Origin of the sequence: Pseudomonas sp. D4-21, from assembly GCF_051132125.1 — a bacterium.
Lineage (GTDB): Bacteria > Pseudomonadota > Gammaproteobacteria > Pseudomonadales > Pseudomonadaceae > Aquipseudomonas.
On record NZ_CP071664.1, the window covers coordinates 1077831 to 1102626 of the forward strand.

24 protein-coding genes are annotated in these 24796 nt (G+C 61.1%); 17 read left to right on the forward strand and 7 right to left on the reverse strand.

What is annotated here, in order from left to right; all coding sequences use genetic code 11:
• Positions 1-186 precede the first annotated feature (186 nt).
• From ehuA to ehuB, 4 genes are all read right to left on the reverse strand, one after another.
• Entirely contained in the window at positions 187-1056 is an 870-nt protein-coding gene (gene ehuA, locus J3Q04_RS04740) for an ectoine/hydroxyectoine ABC transporter ATP-binding protein EhuA (protein WP_434607675.1), read from the reverse strand.
• A complete protein-coding gene (gene ehuD / locus J3Q04_RS04745) occupies positions 1056-1712 on the reverse strand; it encodes an ectoine/hydroxyectoine ABC transporter permease subunit EhuD (protein WP_420765449.1) in 657 nt (218 codons plus the stop codon). Before ehuD ends, ehuA begins: the two co-directional genes overlap by 1 nt.
• Complete coding sequence (gene ehuC / locus J3Q04_RS04750; RefSeq protein ID WP_045156852.1) at positions 1709-2368, reverse strand: ectoine/hydroxyectoine ABC transporter permease subunit EhuC; 660 nt, start codon at positions 2366-2368, stop codon at positions 1709-1711. Before ehuC ends, ehuD begins: the two co-directional genes overlap by 4 nt.
• Before the next feature lie 73 nt (positions 2369-2441).
• Entirely contained in the window at positions 2442-3299 is an 858-nt protein-coding gene (gene ehuB, locus J3Q04_RS04755; RefSeq protein WP_420765448.1) for an ectoine/hydroxyectoine ABC transporter substrate-binding protein EhuB, read from the reverse strand.
• Between the two features lie 290 nt (positions 3300-3589).
• Here ehuB and J3Q04_RS04760 point away from each other — a divergent pair, with 290 nt between their 5' ends.
• From J3Q04_RS04760 to J3Q04_RS04795, 8 genes are all read left to right on the forward strand, one after another.
• Positions 3590-4984: a PLP-dependent aminotransferase family protein gene (locus J3Q04_RS04760; RefSeq protein ID WP_434607672.1), complete on the forward strand. Its 1395-nt coding sequence runs from the start codon at positions 3590-3592 to the stop codon at positions 4982-4984.
• 307 nt (positions 4985-5291) lie between these two features.
• On the forward strand, positions 5292-6263 hold the full coding sequence (gene eutB, locus J3Q04_RS04765) for a hydroxyectoine utilization dehydratase EutB (RefSeq protein WP_434607671.1): 972 nt from the start codon (positions 5292-5294) through the stop codon (positions 6261-6263).
• Between the two features lie 21 nt (positions 6264-6284).
• Entirely contained in the window at positions 6285-7277 is a 993-nt protein-coding gene (gene eutC, locus J3Q04_RS04770; protein ID WP_420765445.1) for an ectoine utilization protein EutC, read from the forward strand.
• 39 nt (positions 7278-7316) lie between these two features.
• Positions 7317-8507 (forward strand): ectoine hydrolase DoeA, encoded by a 1191-nt coding sequence (doeA, locus tag J3Q04_RS04775; protein WP_434607669.1) that lies wholly within the window; start codon positions 7317-7319, stop codon positions 8505-8507.
• Positions 8508-8510: 3 nt separating this feature from the next.
• Entirely contained in the window at positions 8511-9512 is a 1002-nt protein-coding gene (gene doeB / locus J3Q04_RS04780) for a N(2)-acetyl-L-2,4-diaminobutanoate deacetylase DoeB (RefSeq protein ID WP_434607667.1), read from the forward strand.
• A 187-nt stretch (positions 9513-9699) separates the two neighbouring features.
• Positions 9700-10179, forward strand: coding sequence for an Lrp/AsnC family transcriptional regulator (locus J3Q04_RS04785; protein WP_434607665.1), 480 nt, complete (start codon positions 9700-9702; stop codon positions 10177-10179).
• 130 nt (positions 10180-10309) lie between these two features.
• A complete protein-coding gene (locus J3Q04_RS04790; protein ID WP_434607663.1) occupies positions 10310-11797 on the forward strand; it encodes an NAD-dependent succinate-semialdehyde dehydrogenase in 1488 nt (495 codons plus the stop codon).
• Positions 11794-13179: an aspartate aminotransferase family protein gene (locus J3Q04_RS04795; RefSeq protein WP_434607661.1), complete on the forward strand. Its 1386-nt coding sequence runs from the start codon at positions 11794-11796 to the stop codon at positions 13177-13179. The genes J3Q04_RS04790 and J3Q04_RS04795 overlap by 4 nt, the downstream gene beginning before the upstream one ends.
• A 244-nt stretch (positions 13180-13423) precedes the next feature.
• On the opposite strand, the gene J3Q04_RS04800 is transcribed toward J3Q04_RS04795, so the two are convergent.
• Entirely contained in the window at positions 13424-13861 is a 438-nt protein-coding gene (locus J3Q04_RS04800) for a YhcB family protein (protein WP_420765439.1), read from the reverse strand.
• A 147-nt stretch (positions 13862-14008) separates the two neighbouring features.
• Here J3Q04_RS04800 and J3Q04_RS04805 point away from each other — a divergent pair, with 147 nt between their 5' ends.
• The 3 genes from J3Q04_RS04805 (at position 14009) to zapE (ending at position 17214) form a co-directional block, all read left to right on the forward strand.
• Entirely contained in the window at positions 14009-14638 is a 630-nt protein-coding gene (locus J3Q04_RS04805; RefSeq protein ID WP_434564148.1) for an alpha/beta hydrolase, read from the forward strand.
• A 24-nt stretch (positions 14639-14662) separates the two neighbouring features.
• Entirely contained in the window at positions 14663-16018 is a 1356-nt protein-coding gene (locus J3Q04_RS04810; protein ID WP_434607659.1) for a tryptophan--tRNA ligase, read from the forward strand.
• Between the two features lie 101 nt (positions 16019-16119).
• Positions 16120-17214: a cell division protein ZapE gene (zapE, locus tag J3Q04_RS04815; protein WP_420765436.1), complete on the forward strand. Its 1095-nt coding sequence runs from the start codon at positions 16120-16122 to the stop codon at positions 17212-17214.
• Between the two features lie 181 nt (positions 17215-17395).
• On the opposite strand, the gene J3Q04_RS04820 is transcribed toward zapE, so the two are convergent.
• Positions 17396-18292 carry a GlxA family transcriptional regulator gene (locus J3Q04_RS04820; protein WP_420765651.1) on the reverse strand — a complete coding sequence of 299 codons (897 nt, stop codon included), beginning with the start codon at positions 18290-18292 and terminating at the stop codon, positions 17396-17398.
• 243 nt (positions 18293-18535) lie between these two features.
• Between J3Q04_RS04820 and J3Q04_RS04825 the strand changes: the two genes are divergently transcribed.
• Positions 18536-19672, forward strand: a complete 1137-nt coding sequence (locus J3Q04_RS04825) for an acyl-CoA dehydrogenase family protein (protein ID WP_434560533.1) — start codon at positions 18536-18538, stop codon at positions 19670-19672.
• Between the two features lie 132 nt (positions 19673-19804).
• On the opposite strand, the gene J3Q04_RS04830 is transcribed toward J3Q04_RS04825, so the two are convergent.
• Positions 19805-20845 (reverse strand): NADP(H)-dependent aldo-keto reductase, encoded by a 1041-nt coding sequence (locus J3Q04_RS04830; protein WP_434607656.1) that lies wholly within the window; start codon positions 20843-20845, stop codon positions 19805-19807.
• 245 nt (positions 20846-21090) lie between these two features.
• Between J3Q04_RS04830 and rplM the strand changes: the two genes are divergently transcribed.
• The 5 genes from rplM (at position 21091) to J3Q04_RS04855 (ending at position 24769) form a co-directional block, all read left to right on the forward strand.
• A complete protein-coding gene (gene rplM / locus J3Q04_RS04835; protein WP_003205365.1) occupies positions 21091-21519 on the forward strand; it encodes a 50S ribosomal protein L13 in 429 nt (142 codons plus the stop codon).
• A gap of 14 nt (positions 21520-21533) precedes the next feature.
• Positions 21534-21926, forward strand: a complete 393-nt coding sequence (gene rpsI / locus J3Q04_RS04840) for a 30S ribosomal protein S9 (protein ID WP_003228056.1) — start codon at positions 21534-21536, stop codon at positions 21924-21926.
• A 256-nt stretch (positions 21927-22182) separates the two neighbouring features.
• Positions 22183-22776: a ubiquinol-cytochrome c reductase iron-sulfur subunit gene (gene petA / locus J3Q04_RS04845; RefSeq protein WP_305496657.1), complete on the forward strand. Its 594-nt coding sequence runs from the start codon at positions 22183-22185 to the stop codon at positions 22774-22776.
• Positions 22776-23987 carry a cytochrome b gene (locus J3Q04_RS04850; protein ID WP_305496655.1) on the forward strand — a complete coding sequence of 404 codons (1212 nt, stop codon included), beginning with the start codon at positions 22776-22778 and terminating at the stop codon, positions 23985-23987. The genes petA and J3Q04_RS04850 overlap by 1 nt, the downstream gene beginning before the upstream one ends.
• Positions 23987-24769 carry a cytochrome c1 gene (locus J3Q04_RS04855; RefSeq protein ID WP_420765433.1) on the forward strand — a complete coding sequence of 261 codons (783 nt, stop codon included), beginning with the start codon at positions 23987-23989 and terminating at the stop codon, positions 24767-24769. Before J3Q04_RS04850 ends, J3Q04_RS04855 begins: the two co-directional genes overlap by 1 nt.
• Positions 24770-24796 lie beyond the last annotated feature (27 nt).

Sequence of the window (24796 nt, forward strand, 5' to 3'; positions counted from 1 at the left end):
CTTTTTTTGCGACTGGCGTTTGGGCTTTTGTGGCGAGGGAGCTTGCTCCCGCTGGGCTGCGAAGCAGTCCTGAGATCATTCGCCTTGATTCTCCTGACACACCGTGTTCGCTGATTTGGGCCTGCTGCGCAGTCCAGCGGGAGCAAGCTCCCTCGCCACGGAGGTGTTCACTTGAGTAATTAGGGGTCAATTCGCCTCTTTCACCGCACTCAAGAACGCACACGTACGCTCCTGCTGCGGGTTTTCGAAAATCTGCGCCGGGGTGCCCTGTTCGTGAATCTGGCCCTTGTAGAAAAAGCACACCCGGTCTGCGAACTCCCGGGCAAAGCCCATCTGGTGAGTCACCATCAGCATCGTCAGGTTGTGTTCGGCGCCGAGTTTGCGGATAACGTTCAAGACTTCGCCGCACAGCTCCGGATCCAGGGCCGAGGTCACTTCGTCAAACAGCATCACCTTGGGCCGCATCGCCAGCGCCCGGGCAATCGCTACCCGCTGTTGCTGGCCGCCAGACAGCTGCGACGGGTAATGGTCTAGCTTGTTGCCCAGGCCCACCAGCTCCAGCAGGTCGACGGCACGCTCGCGGGCTTCTTTCGGGTTCATGCCCAGCACTTGCACGGGCGCCTCGATGACGTTCTGCAGCGCGGTCATGTGGGGAAACAGGTTGAAGCTCTGGAATACCATGCCGATCTTGCCGCGCACCCGGCGGATGTGTCGGTCGTTCGCGGGCACCAGCACGCCGTTGCGGTTGGGCATGTGAGTCAGCGAATCATCCTCGATGCGGATCTGGCCCTGGTCGATACCCTCCAGGGTCATCAACACCCGCAACAGCGTCGATTTGCCGGAACCACTGGGGCCGATGATCGCGACTTTTTCACCGGGCGCGACATCCAGGTTCAAATGGTCGAGCACTGTGAAGCTGCCGTAGCTTTTGGTCACGTCCTGGAAACTCACAATTGGCCGGGACGGTGTCGGGACGTTCATGGCCGGGGCCTCCTGCTGCGATGCCAGCGTGCTGCGCCGGGACAGATCGGTGGGCGTGGACAGAGGTAAAGTCATTAGCGTAGCTCCATGCGCGTTTCAAGGCGCCGTACCAGATAAGCCAAGGCGAGGCTCAGGGCGAGGAAGAACAGGCCGACCAGGGTGATCGGTTCCAGGTAGCGGAAGTGCTCGGAGCCGATATTCTTGGCCTGCTGCATGATTTCCACCACGGTGATCGCCGACAGCACCGGCGTGTCCTTGAGCATTGCCACCAGGTAGTTGCCCAGCGGCGGCACGATGGGGCGCAATGCCTGGGGCAGGATGATGTTGCGGTACGCGTCGTATGGCGCGATGTTCAATGCTGTCACCGCTTCCCACTGCGCCCGAGGCACCGCGTCGAGGCCGCTGCGATAGACCTCGGCAATGTAGCAGGCGTAGTGCAGGCCGATGCCCACGATGCCAACCTGCATGGCCGTCAGGCTCAGGCCGTAGTTGGGCAGCACGTAGTAGAGGAAGTACACCTGGATCAGCAACGGCGTGCTGCGGATGAATTCGATCACCGCCGTGGCCGGCCACGACAGCCAGAATCGGCGGCTGCGCCGGCCAATCGCAAGGAACAGCCCCAGCACGATTGCAATCACAAAGCCGATCAAGGTGATGCCCACGGTGTTGAGGGAGGCGCGCAGCAGGTCCGGGAGAATTTGCGCGGCGTAAGACCAGTCGAACAGTGTCATGACAGACCTCCACGCATCCGGCCCCGGCTCAGCCGCCGCTCGATGTTGCGCATGCCGAAGTTGATGGCCTGGGCGAGGATGAAATACATCACCAGCGCCAGGCTGAAGATCTCCAGGGTCTGGAACGTTGCCTGATCCAACTGGCGCGCCCGGAAACTCAGGTCCGACAAGGTGATCAGCGATACCAGCGACGTGTTCTTCAGCAACTCGATCAACAAATTGGTGCCGGGTGGAATGGCCGCCAGCAACGCCTGGGGCAGGATGATTCGCTTGAAGCGCGTGAAACCGCTGAAGTTCAGCGCCGTGCAGGCCTCGTATTGGCCCTTGGCGACTGAGCTGATGGCGCCGCGCATCACCTCGGCCCCGTACGCGCCAATGTGCAGGCCCAGGCCGACAATCGCCACGGCGTAGGGGCTCAGCTCGATGTTGAACGGCGGCAGCGGCAGCACGAAGAACAGCCAGAACAATTGCACCAGCAGCGACGTGCCTCGGAACACTTCGATGTAGGTGATGGAAAACCAGCGCAACGCGCGCCACGGCGACAGCCGTCCGAGGGCTGCGAGTACCGCCGCGACAATCGCCAGCAGCGAGCCGAAGAAAGTCACCTGGAGTGTGACCCAGGCCCCTTGAATCAATAACGGAAGTAATTCGCCCATGGTTCAACCCGATGTCCGATGAAGCAGGGAACAGGCATCACGCACCGCGCGTCATGCCCGTTTCGGCGTGCCATTAGGGCTGAGCGCAGAGCTCGGCCGCGGTCTTGCTGGTGACGTTGGATTTGTCGAAACCGAACGGCGCGACGGCCTTGAGGTGTTCTTCCGACCCGAGCCATTTTTTCAGCTCGGCGTTGACCGCGTCGCGCAGGTCCTTGTCTTCGGGACGGAAGGCCAGGGCGCCATAGCCGATGTGTGACGGGTCGTCCTTGAATTCAGTCATCGCCTCGACCTTGTCACCGCCCTTGGCGGCCAGGCCTTTCATGGTCAGTTGGGTGCCGACAGCGGCGTCGGCGCGACCGGCGCGTACGGCTTGCAATTGCGCGGTGGTGTCGGGCACCTGGAGAATCTGTTCATCCTTGACCCCGGAATCACGAGCGTACGCCAGGTTCACCGTGCCGGCCATGATTGCCAGCTTCACATCCGGTTGCTTGGCGATGTCTTCATAACTGTGAAGTTTTTTCGGGTTGCCCTTGGCCACCAGCAAGGCATCGGGCAGCTGGTATTGCGGATCGGTGAACAACACTTGCTTGCAGCGTGCCGGGGTGATGTACATGCCGGCGGCAATCACATCGAAGCGACCCGCGCGCAGCCCAGGGATCAGCGAGCCCCATTCGGTGAGCACGCCGTTGACCTGCTTGATGCCCATTTTGGCGAAGATGATCTTGGCAATCTCCGGCGATTCACCCGTGACGGTGCCGTCGGTTTCGGTGAAGGCAAACGGGGTTTCGTTGGCGTAGCCGATGCGGATGCTGCTGTCGCTTTTGATGGTGTCCAGCGTGGCGGCCTGGACGCTGCCGGCCAGGCCCAGTGCGGCACAGGTCAACAACATCCGACGCAAGGGTGCGCAGGTGCCGGGAAGAAAATTGCTCATCGATAAAATCTCCTGTTTCTTGTGGATCCGTCAGCGGACGGTTCTGTGTTAGGAGGCAGTGTGACAAGAGCAAAGCGTACGGCGGCGGATCCGGGCGAGGCCTGGAATCGGTAGCGGCGCCGGTACAGGTCGATCCGGCTTTTTGTCGGGGTAATGAACCCGCCTGGACGATGACCTTGGACCGAGCATACAAAAGCCCCGGCGCGGATTGTATTGCACTAGGACAATTGCTTTGGCGCGATGGCCGCGCAATGCTGTGCGCACCCGTTCTCACGCCGGTCGCAGCCGTTATGGATAAATGGAAGTCAGCCCTGGACCTCGCCCGCAGTGGTGAATCCAAATACAAGATCCTGGTGCAGGCGATCGCCGATGACATCGAACAGGGCGCCTTGGCCAACGACCAGCGCCTGCCGCCGCAACGGCAGGTAGCCGACGCCATGGGCATCAGCGTGCAGACCGTCACCAATGCCTACAAAGAGTTGGAGCGTCAAGGGCTGGTACGTTGCGAAGTAGGGCGCGGCAGTTTCGTCTCGCGGCGCATGAGCGACCGGGTCGCCACTTACATACTCGACAGCCCCGAGCGGGCGCTGGTGGATTTTTCCATCACGCGCATTCTCCACACCCGCGAGCACGACCAGTTATGGCGCGACACCTGCGCCGAGCTGAGCACTGAAGAAGACCAGCCCTGGATCCATGCGTTTCGTCCGATAGCCGGTTTTGAATCCCATCGCGAAGCGGCGGTGCAATGGATCGGGCGCCAAGGCCTGAAGGTCGATCGCAACGATGTGCTGATCACCAATGGCGCCGCCCATGGCATTTTTCTCGCCCTGGCATCCCTCGCCGGGCCCGACGATGTGGTGCTCTGCGAAGGGCTGACCGACCACGGCGTGATCGGCAACTCCCAGGTGCTGGGCTTTACCCTCAAGGGTCTGGACACTGACCGCCATGGCATCGATCCCGAACACTTCGAGGACATGTGCAGCAACGAGCGCATCACCGCCCTGGTGTGCACGCCAAACTTGAACAACCCCACCACCAGCCTGATGCCCGACGCCCGCCGCCGGGAAATCGCCGAGATCGCCCGACGGTTTGGCGTGCATATCATCGAAGACGATGTGTACGGTCCGCTGCTGGACGAACGCCGCGCGCCGCCCATCAGCCACTACCTGCCGGAGCTGTCGTTCTATTGCACGAGCATGACCAAGTCCGTGCTCACGGGGTTGCGGATCGGTTATCTGGTGGTGCCCAAGCGCCTGGCGCTGCGCACCGAAAGCATTCTGCGCGTCAACAGTTGGATGGCCACGCCGATGGTCTCGGAAATCGCCGCCCGCTGGATCCGCGACGGCCGCGCCGATTCGCTGCTGCATCTTCAACGGCGCCTGTTGGCCGGACGCCAGGCGATGGTCACCGAATACATGGGCGAGCATGTGTTGGCCCAGCATCCCCATGCCTTGAACGCCTGGATCGGCATCCCGCCCCACTGGGAAGTGGACAGCCTGGTGCGGGCGTTGCGCCACAAGCACATCGCCGTCACGTCCCCCGACCCGTTCACCGTACGCGGCACCCCCAGGCCGCGCGCGGTGCGGGTGTGCGTCGGCGCCGAATGCAGCGATGAAGAAATGCGCCATGCGTTGATCGGCATGCGGGAGATCTTCAATCAATATCCGCAGATTCATGATTTTTGATGGGCAAGCGGTGGGCTTACTCCAAAGTTGCAGGTGCTTTTGTGGCGAGGGAGCTTGCTCCCGCTCGGCTGCGAAGCAGTCGTAAAAACAGTTAAACGTCTGCAGGTGCGTCTGGTTGAAAGGAGTTGGGTCTACTGCGCAGACCAGCGGGAGCAAGCTCCCTCGCCACAGGGAGCGAGGTGTTCTTTGAGGATTGTGGTCATCTCTTTTGGTCGATAGTGAATGCAAACTAAATTGCCCTAGTACATTCATCACCACAATCCGGCCCTCTTAGACTGCGCCCAACACATCTGCTCGGGACACGGTCATGACAGGGTTGCAGCTTCAGGACATTTACCTCGCTCGCCAGCGCATCGAGTCGCAGGTCAGGCGCACGCCCATGGAGCATTCCCCTAGCCTGTCGCGACGGATGGGCGTGCCCGTATTCCTCAAGCTGGAAGCCCTGCAGATCACCGGCAGCTTCAAGCTGCGTGGCGCGAGCAATGCGGTGGCGCAGCTCAGCGTCGAGCAGAAGGCGCGCGGCGTGGTCACGGCGTCGACTGGCAATCACGGCCGGGCGCTGGCGCACGCCGCGTCGCAACAAGGCGTGCGGGCGATTGTCTGCCTGTCTCACCTGGTGCCATCCAACAAGGTGCAAGCGATTCGTGACCTCGGCGCCGAGGTCTGCATCGTCGGCCAGTCCCAGGACGATGCCCAGCGCGAAGCCGAGCGCATCGCGAACGAGCAGGGCGCGACCTTCCTGCCGCCCTTCGATCACCCGGCGATCATCGCCGGCCAAGGCACCCTCGGCCTGGAAATCCTGGAACAGCAACCGGACGTGGCCCAGGTCCTCGTTCCGTTGTCCGGCGGCGGTCTGTTCGCCGGCGTTGCCCTGGCCCTCAAAAGCGCCAATCCAGCGATCCAGGTCCACGGCATCAGCATGGCCCGAGGCGCGGCGATGCACGCCAGCCTTGCCGCTGGGCAGCCCGTGGATGTCGAAGAACTGTCGACCCTGGCCGATTCCCTCGGCGGCGGTATCGGGCTGGACAACCGCTACACCTTCGCCATGACCCGGCAGTTGATCGATGACCTGCACCTGCTCTCGGAAGCGTCCATCGCCCATGCCATCCGCCACGCCTATCACCATGAACGCCTGGTGCTCGAAGGCGCCGCGGTGGTGGGCATCGCGGCGCTGCTCGACGGCCTGGTCGAGCCGCGTGGACCCATTGTCCTGGTGGTCAGCGGGCGCAACGTCGACACCGAACAACATGCCCGCGTCATCGCTGGCGCCAACGCCTGATCCCCTTTAACGGAGCCTGCCATGAGTGAAGTCACCCTATTGAGCGAAGCTGACCTGCGCAGCTGCGTGGCCCTCGACCTGGCCAGCGTCGACGCCGTCGAGCAGGCTTTTGTGCTGCTGGCCACCGCCGCCGTGGCGATGCCGCCGATCCTGCGGCTGGACATTCCCGAGCACAACGGCGAGGTGGATGTGAAGACCGCTTACCTGCCAGGCCTTGAACGCTTCGCCATCAAGGTCAGCCCGGGCTTTTTCGACAACCCCAAGCTCGGCCTGCCCAGCCTGAACGGCATGATGATGCTGCTTTCGGCGCGCACCGGCCTGCTGGAAGCGCTGCTGTTGGACAACGGTTACCTCACCGCCGTCCGTACGGCGGCGGCTGGGGCGGTGGCGGCGCGTTGTCTGTCCCGCGAGGACAGCCGCAGCGTGGCGCTGATCGGTGCGGGTGAACAGGCGGCGTTGCAGCTTCAGGCGTTGCGGCTGGTGAGGCCCATCGACGAGGTGCGGATCTGGGCGCGTGATGCACAAAAGGCCCAGGCGTTCGGCCTTGCGCTGGCGCGTGACACCGGGCTTGCCGTCACGCCGTGCGACGCCATTGACGCCGCCCTGGAAGGCGTGGACATCGCCATCACCTGCACCCCCAGTCGCGAGCCGTTGATCGAAGCCCGTCATTTGCATCCCGGCCTGCACATCACAGCGATGGGCTCGGACGCGGAACACAAAAACGAAATCTCCCCGCAAGCCTTGGCGGCCGTCGATTGCTATGTCGCCGATCGCCTGAGCCAGACCCGCGTGCTCGGCGAGCTGCACCACGCCTTGGCCGCCGGCACCGTTCGCGATGAGCTGGCGTTGACGGAGCTGGGACAAGTGCTGGCGGGGCAACGGCTGGGGCGCTCCGATGCCGCGCAAGTGACGCTGTGCGATCTCACCGGCACCGGCGCCCAGGACACCGCCATCGCCAACCTGGCGTTCGAGCGGGCGCGGGTGGCGGGCAAGGGCTTTGCGTTCGGTCGCTAGATCATTTTGTTCATGAGTCATTCAACAGAGGGCAGGTGGATGTCAGAGATAGTCGTCAATCTTCCGTTCCAGCGGGAGGAATACGCCCAGCGCCTGGCAAAGGTTCGCGCGGCCATGCAGGCCCAAGGTCTGGAGCTGTTGCTGGTCACCGATCCGTCGAACATGGCCTGGCTCACCGGCTATGACGGTTGGTCGTTCTATGTGCATCAGTGCGTGCTGCTGGCGCTGGACGGCGAGCCCGTGTGGTTCGGTCGCGGCCAGGATGCCAACGGTGCCAGGCGCACGGTGTTCATGCAGGCCGACAACATCGTCGGCTACCCGGACATCTACGTGCAGTCCCGCGAGCGCCACCCCATGGACTATCTGTCCCGCGAGGTGGTCATCGCCCGTGGCTGGGGCGCCCTGAACATCGGCGTGGAGATGGACAACTACTACTTCAGCGCCGCCGCCTACCTGTCCCTGCAAAAGCATCTGCCCGACGCGACGCTGGTGGATGCGGCGGGGTTGGTGAACTGGCAGCGCGCCGTCAAGTCGCCCCAGGAAATCGCCTACATGCGCATCGCCGCGCGCATCGTCGAGAACATGCATGGGCGGATCCTGGAACGGATCGAGCCGGGCATGCGCAAGAACGAACTGGTGGCCGAGATCTACAGCAGCGGCATCCTCGGTGCCGACGGCCATGGCGGCGACTACCCGGCCATCGTGCCGCTGCTGCCCACCGGCGCCGACGCCAGCGCGCCGCACCTGACCTGGGACGATTCGCCGTTCGAAAAGGGCGCCGGCACCTTCTTTGAAATCGCCGGTTGCTACAAGCGTTACCACTGCCCGCTGTCGCGCACCATTTACCTGGGCAAGCCGCCGCAACATTTCCTCGACGGTGAAAAAGCCGTGGTCGAGGGCATCGCCGCCGGCCTGGACGCAGCCAAGCCGGGCAATACCACGGGCGACATCGCCGTGGCGTTTTTCAAGGTGCTGGAGAAGTTTGGCATCCACAAGGACAGCCGTTGCGGCTACCCCATCGGCATCAGTTATCCGCCGGATTGGGGCGAGCGCACCATGAGCCTGCGTCCCGGCGACAACAGCGTGTTGCAACCGGGCATGACGTTTCACTTCATGCCCGGGCTGTGGATGGATGATTGGGGCCTGGAGGTCACCGAGAGCATCCTGATCACCGAGACTGGCGTCGAGACGCTGTGCAATGTGCCTCGTCAATTGTTCGTGAAGGATTGACCCATGACTGAATTGCCGATCAACCCCATTAGCGCCACGGTGGATTTCACCCGCGAAGGCGTGCAACACGGCTTCCTCAAGCTGCCGTATTCCCGGGACGATTCGGCCTGGGGCGCGGTGATGATTCCCATCACCGTGATCCAGCGCGGCAGCGGCCCGACCGCGCTGCTCAGTGGTGGCAACCACGGCGATGAATACGAAGGCCCGGTGGCCCTGAGCAAACTGGCCCAGCAATTGACCGCCGATGAAATCAGCGGACGCGTGATCATCGTGCCGTTCATGAACACCCCGGCGTTCCATGCCGGGCGCCGGACTTCGCCCATCGACAAGGGCAACCTCAACCGCAGCTTTCCCGGGAGGCCAGACGGCACCGTCACGGAAAAAATCGCCGACTACTTCAACCGCACCTTGCTGCCCCTGGCCGACATTGTCCTGGACATTCATTCCGGTGGCCGGACCCTGGATTTCCTGCCATTCGCCGCCTGCCACGTCTTGCCGGACAAACAGCAACAGGCCCGCTGCGAGGCCGGGATGCTGGCCTTCAACGCGCCGTATTGCATGCGCATGCTGGAGCTGGACGCAGGGTCGATGTACGACACTGCCGCCGAGTCTCAGGGCAAGGTGTTCGTCACCACCGAGCTGGGCGGCGGCGGTTCGTCCACCGCCCGCAGCGTGGCGATTGCCGAGCGTGGGGTGCGCAACGTGCTGATCCACGCCGGCATCCTGCGGGGCTTTATCGAGTTACAGCCGTCGTTGGTGCTCGACATGCCGGACGCCAGTTGTTTCATCGCCAGCGAGCACAACGGTTTGCTGGAGATGTGCCGCGACCTCGGTGAAAACGTGAGCAGAGGCGAGGTGGTGGCGCGCATCCATGACACCACCCGCAGCGGCGTCGCCCCGGTCGAGTACCGCGCCGCCCGCAGCGGCCTGCTCGCGGCCCGGCATTTTCCCGGGCTGGTGCAGTGTGGCGATACGTTGGTGGTGATTGCGGATGTATTGGCGTAATGCACCTCAACTGACACACACACACTGTGGCGAGGGAGCTTGCTCCCGCTCGGCTGCGAAGCAGTCGTCGCTTTTTGATCTGAGCGATTACGAAGCTGCTATTGGGGCCGCTGCGCGGCCCAGCGGGAGCAAGCTCCCTCGCCACAGGGACGGTGTGAAATTTGAATTGTCTGGAGAGCCCTGCCCCATGCACAAGCTCGATCGCTACGACTTGAAGATCCTGCAAATCCTCGCCGACGACGGACGGATCACCAAGTCGAGCCTGGCCGAAGCCATCAACCTGTCGGTGACGCCGGCCTGGGAGCGGGTGCGCAAGTTGGAAGCGGCGGGCCTGATCGTTGGCTATCGGGCGCAGATCGATTGGGGCGCGGTGTTCAAGCGTCAACAAGTGTTGGTGGAAATTTCCCTGGCCCGGCACACCGCCCAGGACATGCGTCGTTTCGAACAGCGCATGGTCGCCGCGCCCGAAGTTGCGTTCTGTTATGCCACCGGCGGCGGGGTGGATTACCTGGCAATGATCCAGGCGCCCGACGTCGATGCCTATCAACGTTTCGTCGACCAATTGCTGCTCGAAGACCTTGGCATCGAACGCTACTTCACCTACATCGTCACCAAGACCATCAAGACCGCCGGTGCGTTGCCGGCGGAGCTGGCATCGCCCTCCTGAGCACCGCAGAAACCACTTTACGCCCTGTTCTTTCCAGAAAAAAACCAAGGTCTGAGGCTGCTCAAACGCCCGAAAACCCAAGCGTCGCTGCCCTAGCATGGGTTCACGCACACGCTCTGGAGTGAACGCCATGCCTTACCAACATCCGCTGTTGTTCAAAGCGCTTTGCTACGTCGACGGCCATTGGGTCCACAGCGACAGCGGCCACAGCGTCGCCGTCCACAACCCGGCCAACCGCACGGTCGTCGGCCATGTGCCGATGCTCGACCCGCCGCAGATCGTCGCGGCGGTGGACGCGGCGCATCGCGCATTCCCAGCGTGGCGCGAACTGGGCCTGGATAGCCGTGGCGCGTTGCTGCAGCGCTGGGCGCAGTTGATCACCGAGCACCGCGAGGATCTGGCGCGCATCCTGAGCCTGGAGCAGGGCAAGCCGTTGGCCGAGTCCCGTGGCGAAATCGCCTATGCCGCCAGCTTTATCCCTTGGTTCGCCGAAGAAGCCCGACGCCTCTACGGCCAGAACATCCCCAGCCATATCCCCAACGCGCACCTGGGCACGATCAAGGAACCGGTGGGCGTCTGCGCGCTGCTCACGCCGTGGAACTTCCCCTCGGCAATGATCACCCGCAAGGCCGCCGCCGCGCTGGCTGCCGGTTGCACCGTGGTGATCAAACCGGCCCACGAAACCCCGTATTCAGCCCTGGCCCTGGCCCAACTGGCCGAAGAGGCCGGCTTTCCCGCCGGAGTTTTCAACGTGGTGTTGGGCGAGCCGCAAATGGTCATGGAGACCTTGGTCAAGGACCGCCGCGTACGCTCGGTGAGTTTTACCGGCTCGACCCGGGTCGGCAAACTGGTGCTGCAAGCGGCGGCCCATGATGTGAAGAAAGTCGCGTTGGAGCTGGGCGGCAACGCGCCGTTCATTGTCTGCGCCGATGTCGACCTGACGCTGGCGGTGAAAGTTGCCGTCGAGGCGAAATTCCAGACGTCGGGCCAGGATTGTTGCGCGGCCAACCGGATCATGGTGCAGCGCCCGGTCTACCAGGCATTTCTCACTCGCTTCGCCGCAGCGGTGCGCGCCTTGCGGGTCGGGCCGGCCATGGTCGATCAGCAGGAACAGGAGGTGGACGTCGGTCCGCTGATGCATCAGGCCGCGTTCGATGCGACCTCCGATCGTGTGGCCGACGCCCTGGCGTTGGGCGCTCAACGCCTGGTGGGTGGCGAGGCCCATGCCTTGGGCGGGTTGTTCTACCAACCCACCGTGCTGGCCGATGTCACGCCGCAGATGCGCATCTACCGTGAAGAAAACTTCGCGCCGATCGCCGGGGTGCTGCCGTTCGACACCTTGGACGAAGCCATCGAAATGGCCAACGACACCGAGTACGGACTGGCCGCCTATATTTGCTCCAACCGCCTGGATGTCATTTACCCACTGATCCGCCGTCTCGACCACGCCATGGTTGCGGTCAACGGCGTCAAGTTCACCGGCCACCCGATCCCCTTCGGTGGCATGAAAGCCTCGGGCCTCGGTCGCGAGGGTGGCAGCGAGGGCTTCGAGCCCTTTGTCGAAATCAAATACTTTTGCCTGCACCATCAAGGCCAGTTCCCAGGAGAGTCCGCATGAGCCAAGAACTCAACACGCTGTTCGAACAAGACCGTGCGCATTTCATGCACCCGTCAACCCACGCCCATGACCATGCCAGCGGCGCGCTCAAGGGGCGGATCATCAAGAGCGCGTCGGGCATCCGCATTCGCGATCATGAAGGCCGCGAGTTCATCGATGCCTTTGCCGGCCTCTACTGCGTGAATATCGGCTACGGGCGTACCGAAGTGGCCGATGCCATCTACAAGCAGGCCAAGGAACTGGCCTATTACCACACCTATGTCGGCCATTCGAGCGAGGCGATCATCGAGCTGTCCAGCCGCATCATGGACTGGGCGCCGGAGGGGATGAAGAAGGTTTATTACGGCTTGTCCGGCTCCGATGCCAATGAAACCCAGATCAAACTGGTGCGTTACTACAACAACGTGCTGGGCCGGCCCCAAAAGAAGAAAATCATTTCCCGCGACCGTGGCTACCATGGCTCGGGCATCATGACCGGCAGCCTGACCGGGCTGCCCGCCTTCCACCAACATTTCGACCTGCCGGCGGAGGGCATCAAGCACACCGTTTGCCCGCATTGGTATCGCAAGGCCCCGGCGGGGATGGACGAAGCGACGTTCGTGCGTTATTGCGCCGATGAACTGGAAAAAATGATCCTCGCCGAAGGCCCCGACACCGTGGCGGCACTCATCGGCGAACCGCTGATGGGCACTGGCGGCATCATTGTCCCGCCCGCCGGTTACTGGGAGGCGATCCAGGCCGTACTGAAAAAATACGACGTGCTGTTGATTGCCGACGAGGTGGTTTGCGCGTTCGGTCGCCTGGGTTCGAAGATGGGCAGCCAGCGCTACGGCATGAAGCCGGACCTGATCACTACGGCTAAGGGGCTGACCAGTGCTTATGCACCGTTGTCGGCGGTGATCATCGGCGATAAGGTCTGGAGCGTGATTGAAAAAGCCTCCCAGGCCGAAGGCGCCATGGGCCATGGCTGGACGTATTCCGGGCATCCGATCTGCGCGGCGGCGGCGTTGGCCAACCTCGACATCCTCGAACGGGAAAACCTCACGGCCAACGCCGAGAATGTTGGTGGCTACTTGAACCGTCGGTTGCGTGAAACGCTGGAAGGTCATCCGCTGGTGGGGGAGGTTCGCGGCGACGGCATGCTGGCCGCAGTGGAGTTCATGGCCGACCGTGAACAACGCACGGCGTTCGACCCGGCCCTCAAGGTTGGCCCGAAGGTCTCGGCGGCCTGCCTGGAGCGCGGCATGATCGCCCGCGCCATGCCCCACGGCGACATCCTGGGTTTCGCCCCGCCATTGATCCTGACTCGCGAGGATGCGGACCTGATCGTCGACATCACCAACGCGGCTATCGATCAGGTGGCGGAAGAAGTGTTGCCTTAACTGAGATGCCTCAGGGCACCAAGCCTCGTGGCGAGGGAGCTTGCTCCCGCTGGGCTGCGAAGCGGCCCTATAGCAGCGAACTCGATTTTCCTGGCACACCGAGTTGCCTGGTTTGGGGCCGCTTCGCGACCCAGCGGGAGCAAGCTCCCTCGCCACAGGGGAATCAAATGGCAGTGAGGAGATAGAACCCAAAAAAAGCCCGCCCGATCTGTGATCGGGCGGGCTTTTTGGTGTCGCTTGGAAATTACTTCTTCAAACCGTAATGCTCATCGAGCATCCCGGGCGAATTCGGGGCCTTTGGGGCGTAGTCCCGTGGCGGTTCCTGGATCCCTTTCGGTGGGGTCAGGCGTTCCCGTGGGCTCTGCGTTGCATCGGCTTGCAGGGCGGCGAGCAGGCGCTGGCGGGTCTGTTCGTCAAGGGCCAGGCGGTTGGCGCCCTCGGACAGATGATCCTGGACTTCCTGGTAGCTCTGGGTGAGTTTTTTCACCAGGGAGGCGGTGCTGTTGAAGTGAGTGACCACTTCATTCTGATAACTGTCGAAACGTTCCTGGATGTCGTCCAGCTGACGTTGGGTGCTGTTGGGCACCGCGTTGGGCAGCAGGCGGGCAATCAGGAAACCAATGGCGACACCGGCAACCAGGGCAAGAGTCGGCAACAGCCAAACTAAGAGCGAGTGTTCCACGAGTCCTTCCTCTATAAACGGCTTTGCTTTACGTTAACGGCTCGGACCTGCGCTGTATACCGCGAAGAACATCGCAATCATGCCAGGCACAGACTTTTAGCTAGACGAGTCGACCCTATTCGGGGTCACGGAGTTCTTTCCTTGCTTATGCGCGAAACCCCTGTAGTCATCGATGGCCCGGTGGGCCAACTGGAAGCCTTGTACCTGGACAGCGAGGCTCCCCGCGGCCTGGCGCTGATCTGCCACCCGAACCCGGTACAGGGCGGGACCATGCTCAACAAAGTGGTGTCGACCCTGCAACGCACCGCTCGGGATGCCGGCCTGGTTACGTTGCGTTTCAATTACCGTGGCGTCGGCGCCAGTGCCGGCAGTCATGACATGGGTACCGGCGAAGTGGATGACGCCCAGGCCGCAGCCGCCTGGCTGCTGGAAAAACACCCCGGCCTGCCGCTGACCCTGTTCGGTTTCTCTTTCGGCGGCTTCGTTGCCGCGACCCTCGGCGGGCGCCTGGAAGCCCAGGGTCAATCCCTCAAGCACCTGTTCATGGTTGCCCCCGCGGTGATGCGCCTGAACGAGCAATCGCCTTTGCCGAAGGGGGGAGAGTTGACCGTGATCCAGCCGGAAACCGACGAAGTGGTGGATCCGCAACTGGTTTACACCTGGTCCGAGGCGCTCGAACGCCCCCATGAGCTGCTGAAAGTGGCAGAATGCGGACACTTTTTCCATGGCAAGCTGACCGATCTCAAGGATCTGCTCTTGCCGCGCCTCTCGAATTGACAGCAGTCTGACAAGCGATAATCCATGACGACGCGTACCCGTATCCTGACTGGCATCACCACTACTGGCACCCCGCATCTGGGCAACTATGCCGGCGCCATCCGTCCGGCGATCCTCGCCAGCCGCGACAGCAATGCCGATTCGTTCTACTTCCTGGCTGACTATCACGCCCTGATCAAGTGCGATGACCCGATGCGCATCCAGCGCTCGCGCCTGGAAATCGCCGCCACCTGGCTGGCCGGTGGCCTGGATGTGGACCGCGTGACGTTTTATCGCCAGTCTGACATTCCCGAAATTCCGGAGCTGACCTGGCTGCTGACCTGCGTCGCCGCCAAGGGCCTGCTTAACCGTGCCCACGCCTATAAGGCGTCGGTGGACAAGAACGTCGAGGCCGGCGAAGACCCGGACGCCGGCATCACCATGGGGCTGTACAGCTACCCGGTGTTGATGGCGGCTGACATCCTGATGTTCAACGCCCACAAGGTGCCGGTCGGTCGCGACCAGATCCAGCACGTGGAAATGGCCCGCGACATCGGCCAGCGCTTCAACCACCTGTTCGGCAAGGGCAGGGAGTTCTTCACCATGCCCGAGGCACTGATCGAGGAAAGCGTCGCCACGTTGCCGGGGCTCGATGGCCGCAAGATGTCCAAGAGCTATGACAACACCATCCCGTTGTTCAGCAGCGCCAAGGACATGAAGGATGCGATCTCGCGGATCGTCACTGACTCCCGCGCGCCAGGCGAAGCCAAGGATCCGGACAACTCGCATTTGTTCACCTTGTTCCAAGCGTTCGCCACTGCCGAACAGTCCGCCGAGTTCCGTAGCGAACTGCTGCAGGGCCTGGGTTGGGGCGAAGCCAAGAATCGTCTGTTCCAGTTGCTCGACAGCGAGCTGGGCGAAGCGCGCGAGCGTTATCACCAGTTCATCGAGCGCCCATCGGACCTCGAAGACATCCTGCAACTGGGCGCGAGCAAGGCCCGGGCCGTGGCGACACCGTTCCTCAACGAGCTGCGGGAGGCCGTCGGCCTGCGCTCCTTCGTCAGCCAGGTCCAAGTGGCGACCCAGACCAAAAAGAAAGCAGCCAAGGCAGCGCGCTTCGTCAGCTTCCGCGACGAGGACGGGAGTTTCCGCTTCCGCCTGCTTTCCGCCGATGGCGAGCAACTGTTGCTCTCCAACAACTTTGCCGACGGCAAGACAGCGGGGCAGGTGACCAAGCAGTTGCAGTCCGGCCAACCCTTGGACGTACGCAGTGACGACTTGGGTTTCGGTGTCTGGCTCGACGGTGCATGCGTGGCCCAGAGCCCGGCGTTTGCTGACAGCGCCGCTCGGGATGCGGCCATCGACGCGTTGCGCGTGGCACTGACGCCTGCCCAGGACTAAGCGAAGACGTCACCCGACCATCGGCCCGAATAAGGGCCGATTGCCATTCTTCTGGGCCATCGCTACAGTGACGGCCCGTTTTTGTTGCCTTGCTAACGAATATGACGCCCCTAGAACGATATCAAGCTGATCTGAAACGCCCGGAATTCTTTCACGACGCAGCCCAGGAAACGGCCGTGCGGCACTTGCAGCGCCTGTACGACGACCTGATCGCCGCGTCGAACAACAAGCCGGGCTTGTTGGGCAAACTGTTCGGCAAGAAAGACCAGGCGCCGGTCAAGGGCCTGTATTTCTGGGGCGGCGTCGGCCGTGGCAAGACTTACCTGGTGGACACCTTCTTCGAAGCGCTGCCGTTCAAGGAAAAGACGCGGACGCACTTCCACCGCTTCATGAAGCGCGTGCACGAAGAAATGAAAACCCTGGGCGGCGAAAAGAACCCGCTGACCATCATCGCCAAGCGCTTCGCCGCCGAAACCCGGGTGATCTGCTTCGATGAATTCTTCGTCTCCGACATCACCGATGCCATGATCCTGGGCACGCTGATGGAGGAGCTGTTCAAGAACGGCGTAACCCTGGTCGCCACCTCGAACATCGTGCCCGATGGCCTCTACAAGGACGGCCTGCAACGGGCGCGTTTCCTGCCGGCCATCAAGCTGATCAAAGAACACACCGAAGTCGTCAACGTCGACAGCGGCGTGGACTATCGCCTGCGTCACCTCGAGCAAGCGGAGCTGTTCCATTTCCCGCTGGATGCCGCCGCCGAAGAGAGCCTGCGCAAGAGCTTCCGCGCCCTCACGCCGGAATGCACCCAGGCGGTCGAGAACGATGTGCTGATCATCGAGAATCGCGAAATCCGCGCCATCCGCACCTGTGACGACGTGGCCTGGTTCGACTTCCGCGAATTGTGCGACGGCCCTCGCAGCCAGAACGATTACATCGAGCTGGGCAAGATCTTCCACGCTGTGTTGCTCAGCGGCGTCGAGCAGATGAGCGTCACCACTGATGACATCGCTCGGCGTTTCATCAACATGGTTGACGAGTTCTACGACCGCAACGTGAAGCTGATCATCTCGGCCGAAGTCGAACTCAAGGACCTGTACACGGGCGGGCGCCTGACGTTCGAGTTCCAGCGGACCCTGAGTCGCTTGCTGGAGATGCAGTCCCACGAATTCCTGTCGCGGGCGCATAAGCCTTAAGTGATCGGAAAATCAAAAAAGGCCTGCGATTGCAGGCCTTTTTATTTGCTGGTTCCCCACTTAACCCCTGTGGGAGCGAGCTTGCTCGCGATGGCGATGTGTGAGTCAACATCCATGCTGCTGATCCACCGCCATCGCGAGCAAGCTCGCTCCCACAATGGATTTTTGCCCGGTACTTGGCCTACGCCGCCTGCTGAAACTGCTGCCGATACTGGTTCGGCGACAGGTCGGTGTGTTGCCGGAACAGTCGCGCAAAAAAGCTCGCGTCGTCGTAACCCACTTCATAACTGATGGTCTTGATGCTCTTTCGACTACCGGACAGCAGGCCCTTGGCGGTTTCGATCCGCAACCGTTGCAGGTAATGCAGGGGCTTGTCGCCCGTGGCGGTCTGGAAGCGACGCATGAAATTGCGGATGCTCATGCCGTGCTCGCGGGCGACGTCCTCGAAGCGGAACTTGTCGGCGAAGTGCTCTTCGAGCCACTGCTGGATCTGCAGGATAATCACATCCTGATGCAGCTTCTGCCCGCCGAAGCCGATCCGTCCTGGTGAATAGCTTCGTTGCACTTCATAGAGAATGTCCCGCGCCACGGCTTGGGCGACGTTGGCGCCGCAGAAGCGCTCAATCAAATAGATATACAGATCACATGCCGACGTGGTGCCACCTGCGCAAAACAGATTGTCCGCGTCGGTCAAATGCTTGTCCTGGTTCAAGTGGACCTGGGGGAAACGTTCCTTGAAGGCATTGAAAAAGCGCCAATAAGTGGTGGCCTCCTTACCGTCGAGAAGCCCAGCCTCGGCCAGCCAGAAGACCCCGGTGGCTTCGCCGCAGAGCACCGCGCCGCGCGCGTGTTGTTCGCGCAGCCACGGCAGGACTTGTGGGTAACGTTGGCTGAGGGTTGCGAAATCATCCCAGAAGGCCGGCAGGATGATGACGTCGGTGTTTTCCAGGCCGCCGTCCACCGGCATGATCACATCGCTGAAGCTGTTCACCGGTTGGCCATCGGGGCTGACCAGGCGGGTTTCAAACGCCGGCGTCAGGCCGTGGCCCAATTGTTTGCCATAGCGCAGGCTGGCCAGGTGGAAAAAATCCTTGGCTTGCATGAGGGTGGAAGCGAAAACCCGGTCGATGGCCAGGATGCTGACGCGCCGCAAGGGCGTGGAGACGTGCATGGACATAATTCATCTTTATTTTTATAGGGGATAGTGGTCATCTAACGGCTGGATCGTCTTATTTTTTGGCGCAAGTGTCCAGTGTCCCGTTGTGCGCGGCAGGCTTAGGCTCTGTCGGATAAGCCATCCAACAATAACCAAAGGTGCGCCATGATCCCCAGAACCCTGTTCAGTCCCGAGCACGAATTGTTTCGCGACAGCGTACGAACTTTCCTAGAAAAAGAAGCCGTGCCGTACCACAGCCAGTGGGAAAAACAGGGGCATATCGATCGTGAACTCTGGAACAAGGCAGGGGAGGCGGGGATGTTGTGCTCGCACCTTCCGGAGGCCTACGGTGGGCTGGAAGCGGATTTTCTCTACAGCGCGGTGGTGATCGAGGAAATCGGTCGCCTGGGGCTGACCGGGATCGGTTTCTCGTTGCACTCCGATATCGTTGCGCCGTACATCCTTCATTACGGCAGCGAGGCGTTGAAGCATAAATATCTGCCGAAACTGGTATCCGGCGAAATGGTTACCGCCATTGCCATGACCGAGCCGGGCGCGGGCTCCGACTTGCAAGGGGTGAAGACCACCGCGGTGTTGGACGGCGATGAATATGTCATCAACGGCTCCAAGACATTCATCACCAACGGCTTCCTTGCGGACCTGGTCATCGTCGTCGCCAAGACCGACCCGAAGGCTGGCGCCAAGGGCACCAGCCTGTTCCTGGTGGAAGCGGGGACGCCCGGCTTCGAGAAAGGCAAGCGCCTGGAAAAAGTCGGAATGAAAGCCCAGGACACGTCCGAATTATTCTTCCAGGACGTGCGGGTGCCGAAGGAGAACCTGTTGGGGCAGGCGGGTATGGGGTTCGCCTACCTGATGCAGGAACTGCCGCAGGAGCGCCTGACCGTCGCCATTGGTGGCCTCGCCTCGGCCGAAGCGGCGCTGCAATGGACACTGGACTACACCCGCGACCGCAAGGCATTCGGCAAGTCCATTGCCGACTTTCAGAACACCCGCTTCAAACTCGCCGAAATGGCCACCGAAATCCAGATTGGCCGGGTCTTTGTCGACCGTTGCCTGGAGCTTCACCTGCAAGGCAAGCTCGACGTGCCGACGGCGGCGATGGCCAAGTACTGGGGCACCGATCTGCAATGCAAAGTGCTGGACGAATGCGTACAGCTGCATGGCGGTTACGGTTTCATGTGGGAATACCCGGTTGCCCGGGCATGGGCGGATGCGCGAGTGCAGCGGATCTATGCCGGGACCAATGAAATCATGAAGGAGATCATTGCGCGGTCGCTTTGATAAGGGGGTGGCCTTGAGTCCGCTATCGCGAGCAGGCTCGCTCCCACAGGTGTTTGTGTCGCTCGCGATCTAGCGGTCGAACTTAAAGCCAGTGTGGGAGCGAGCCTGCTCGCGATTGGGCCTGTGAGTCAATCAAGGCGCCGGGTTCGGCTGATCCTTGTGAATCGCCTCGATCCCCGCCAGCACTTCATCCGACAGCTTCAAGTCGAAGCTGGCGATGTTGCTGTCCAGTTGCTCCAGCGTGGTGGCGCCGATGATGTTGCTGGTGACGAATGGCTGTTGGGTGACGAACGCCAGCGCCATCTGCGCCGGGTCCAGGCCGTGCTCACGGGCCAGGGCCACATAGCGGCTGCACGCGGCTTCCGACTGCGGATTGAAGTAGCGCATGAAGCGGCTGTACAGCGTCAGGCGGCCTTTGGCGGGGCGCGCGCCGTTTTCATATTTCCCCGACAGGAAGCCGAACGCCAGCGGTGAATAAGCGAGCAGGCCGCACTGTTCGCGGATGGCAACCTCGGCCAGGCCGATTTCAAAGCTGCGGTTGAGCAGGTTGTACGGGTTCTGGATCGACACGGCGCGCGACCAGCCACGGGCCTCGGCCAAAGCGAGGAATTTCATGGTGCCCCACGGCGTCTCGTTGGACAGGCCGATGTGGCGGATCTTGCCGGCCCGGACCTGCTCGTCGAGGGCTTCGAGGGTTTCCTCCAGGGGCGTGAAGTCTTCGTCGGCCTTGTGGGTGTAGCCCAGTTGGCCAAAGAAATTGGTGCTGCGTTCCGGCCAGTGGAGTTGGTAAAGGTCGATCCAGTCGGTCTGCAGGCGCTTGAGGCTGGCGTCCAGTGCTTCGACGATGTGGCGGCGGTTGTGCTTGAGGTTCTTGTCGCGAATGTAGTCGATGGTGTTGCCTGGGCCGGCGATCTTGCTCGCCAGGATCCAGTCGGCGCGGTCGCCACGGCTCTTGAAGTAGTTGCCGATGTAGCGCTCGGTAGTCGCGTAGGTGTCGGCCTTGGGCGGCACGGGGTACATTTCGGCAGTGTCGATGAAATTGATGCCGGCACCCTTGGCGCGTTCGATTTGGGCGAACGCCTCGGCCTCGCTGTTCTGCTCACCCCAGGTCATGGTGCCGAGGCACAGGGCGCTGACATTCAGATCGGTACGGCCTAGCTTGCGATAGTCCATTGGGGACTCCTTGGGCAAAACAATCATAAAAGCAGGTTGAAATATTTTTCGCAATCTGCATAATTGCGCACCTCTTTCTGCAGTGGAAGTGATGCGCCGCCGCCGAAGAATCTTGCCGTTGAACGGACGCGCCGACCCGAGCCCCCGAAAGCGTCTGTATCCGGCTGCCTTTGACTTGTCAAAGTACGCACTATTCAGTAAGATCCGCCGTCTAATTTACAGGGCGGCCCCTGAGGCTATAAAGAATGAAAACTTTTACTGCTAAACCGGAAACAGTAAAGCGCGACTGGTTTGTCGTCGACGCTGCTGGTCAGACCCTGGGTCGTCTGGCCACCGAAATCGCGAGCCGTCTGCGTGGCAAGCACAAGCCTGAGTACACCCCTCACGTTGACACCGGCGACTACATCGTCGTAATCAACGCCGAGCAAGTACGTGTTACTGGCGCTAAAACCACTGACAAAATGTACTACTCCCACTCCGGTTTTCCTGGCGGCATCAAGTCGATCAACTTTGAAAAGCTGATCGCCAAAGCCCCTGAGCGCGTGATCGAGACCGCGGTTAAAGGCATGCTGCCTAAGAACCCGCTGGGTCGCGACATGTATCGTAAGCTGAAGGTTTATGCGGGCGCTGCTCACCCTCATACTGCTCAGCAGCCCCAAGAACTGAAGTTTTAACGGAATAGTTCATTATGTCGGCGACTCAAAATTACGGCACTGGCCGTCGCAAGACTGCAACCGCACGCGTTTTCCTGCGTCCGGGCACTGGTAACATCTCCATCAACAACCGCTCCCTGGATAACTTCTTCGGCCGCGAAACTGCCCGCATGGTAGTTCGTCAGCCGCTGGAACTGACCGAGACCGTCGAAAAATTCGACATCTACGTCACCGTTATCGGTGGTGGTGTAAGTGGCCAGGCTGGCGCAATCCGCCACGGCATCACTCGCGCCCTGATGGATTACGACGAAACTCTGCGCAGCGCCCTGCGTAAAGCTGGCTTCGTAACTCGCGATGCTCGCGAAGTTGAACGTAAGAAAGTCGGTCTGCGTAAAGCGCGTAAGCGTCCGCAGTACTCGAAGCGTTAATTTCGCTTCCGCGTTCAAAAGGCGCCCAGTTCCTCACGGAGCTGGGCGTTTTTTTATGTGCGAAATAAATGCTCTGTGACAACTTGCCACATTCGTAGAGCCCCTATACTACAAGGCTTGGCGGTTTAGCCGCTTGGTAATTACCTTGTCAGAATTGGGGGTTTTCATTACCATTCGGCAAAATTTTTATAAGTTCAGATTTTTACTTAGTAGACGCCTGATTTAACAGGCCACAAAGCTGATGGGAGAGGACTGAATGAGCAATGACGGCGTGAATGCAGGCCGGCGTCGCTTCCTGGTAGCAGCCACATCCGTGGTGGGTGCTGCAGGAGCGGTGGGGGCTGCGGTCCCGTTCGTGGGGTCATGGTTTCCCAGCGCCAAGGCGAAAGCCGCAGGTGCACCGGTGAAAGTGAATGTCAGCAAGATCGAGCCAGGCCAGCAGATGATTGCTGAATGGCGCGGTCAGCCGGTGTTCATCGTCCGCCGTACAGAGGAAATCCTGGGGAATCTGAAAAAGATCGAGGGCCAGCTCTCCGATCCCTCCTCCAAGAACTCGGTCCAACCGGAATACGTCAACCCTGAAACGCGCTCGATCAAGCCGGAAGTCCTGCTGCTGATCGGGATCTGCACGCACCTGGGTTGCTCGCCAACGTTCCGTCCCGAAGTGGCCCCTGCCGACCTGGGTAAAGACTGGGTCGGTGGTTATTTCTGCCCATGCCACGGCTCCCACTATGACCTGGCCGGTCGCGTCTACAAATCGCAGCCCGCACCCCTGAACCTGCCAGTTCCCCCGCATTCCTATGAGTCGGACGACATCATTGTCGTTGGCGTCGATACGGAGAAAGCGTGATGAGCAAATTAATGGACTGGTTTGATGCGCGCTTTCCCGCGACCAAAATGTGGGAAGACCATCTCAGCAAGTATTACGCTCCGAAGAACTTCAACTTCTTCTACTTCTTTGGCTCCTTGGCGTTGCTCGTCCTGGTCAACCAGATCGTCACCGGCGTCTGGCTGACGATGAGCTACACCCCCTCGGCAGAAGAGGCGTTCGCCTCCGTTGAATACATCATGCGCGACGTCGAGTACGGCTCGATCCTGCGCCTGCTGCACTCCACCGGCGCTTCGGCGTTCTTTATCGTCGTTTACCTGCATATGTTCCGTGGCCTGCTTTACGGTTCATACCAGAAGCCGCGCGAACTGGTGTGGGTCTTCGGCATGCTGATCTACCTGGCGCTGATGGCTGAAGCCTTCATGGGCTACCTGCTGCCGTGGGGCCAGATGTCCTACTGGGGTGCCCAGGTGATCATCTCGCTGTTCGGTGCGATCCCGGTCATCGGCGATGACCTGACCCAGTGGATCCGCGGTGACTACCTGATCTCGGGCATCACCTTGAACCGCTTCTTCGCTTTGCATGTGGTTGCCCTGCCGATCGTGATCCTCGGCCTGGTAGTGCTGCACATCCTGGCGCTGCACGAAGTGGGCTCGAACAACCCGGACGGCGTGGACATCAAGAAGCACAAGGACGAAAACGGCGTACCGCTGGATGGCATCGCCTTCCACCCGTACTACACCGTGAAAGACATCGTCGGCGTGGTGGTCTTCCTGTTCATCTTCTGCTCCATCGTGTTCTTCTTCCCGGAAATGGGCGGTTACTTCCTCGAGAAGCCGAACTTCGAACAGGCCAACGCCTTCAAGACCCCCGAGCACATTGCTCCGGTCTGGTACTTCACGCCGTTCTACGCAATTTTGCGGGCTGTTCCTGACAAGCTGCTGGGCGTCATCGCCATGGGCGCCGCCATTGCCGTGCTGTTCGTCCTGCCGTGGCTGGACCGCAGCCCCGTCAAGTCGATGCGTTACAAAGGCTGGCTGAGCAAGATCTGGCTCTGGGTGTTCTGCATTTCGTTCGTGATCCTGGGCGTGCTGGGCGTACTGGCGCCGACACCGGGCCGGACGCTGCTGTCGCAGGTCTGCACATTCCTGTACTTCGCCTACTTCATTCTGATGCCTTTCTACACCAGGCTCGAGAAGACCAAACCGGTTCCGGAAAGGGTGACTGGCTGATGAAAAAACTATTTGCTGTACTGATTCTTGCTGCCATGCCAGCACTGTCCTTTGCGGCTGAACACGGTGGTCCGGAATTGGAAAAAGTCGACATCGACGTTTCCGACAAGGCGGCCATGCAGGACGGCGCTCGTACGTTCGCCAACTATTGCATGGGCTGCCACAGCGCCAAATTCCAGCGTTACGAGCGCGTGGCCGATGACTTGGGCATCCCCCACGAGCTGATGCTCGAAAAGCTTGTGTTCACTGGCGCCAAGCTGGGCGATCACATGAATATCGGCATGCAGCCTGCGGACGCCAAGTCATGGTTTGGCGCCGCGCCGCCGGACTTGACCCTGGTGGCCCGCGTGCGGGGTACCGATTGGCTCTACGGCTACCTGCGCTCGTTCTACGAAGATCCTGCGCGCCCATTGGGTTGGAACAACAAGGTCTTCCCGAACGTCGGGATGCCGAACGTACTGGTCGGCTTGCAAGGTCGCCAAGTGGTAGGCTGCAAGCAGGTCCAGATCGTCGAGGACGGCAAGAAGCAATATGATCCGCTGACCGGCACGGCTTTGACTCATGAGGCCTGCGACCAGCTGACCATCGTGCCAAACTCTGGCACTCTGACGCCTGAGCAGTTTGATGAGAAGGTCAAGAACCTGGTGACCTTCCTGGCCTACTCGGCCAACCCGGTGAAGCTGGAGCATCAGCGCATCGGTACGTATGTATTGCTGTACCTGGCGTTCTTCTTCGTATTCGCTTATCTGCTCAAGCGTGAATACTGGAAAGACGTGCATTGATAAAGCTGTAAGCCGTTGCTGTTAATC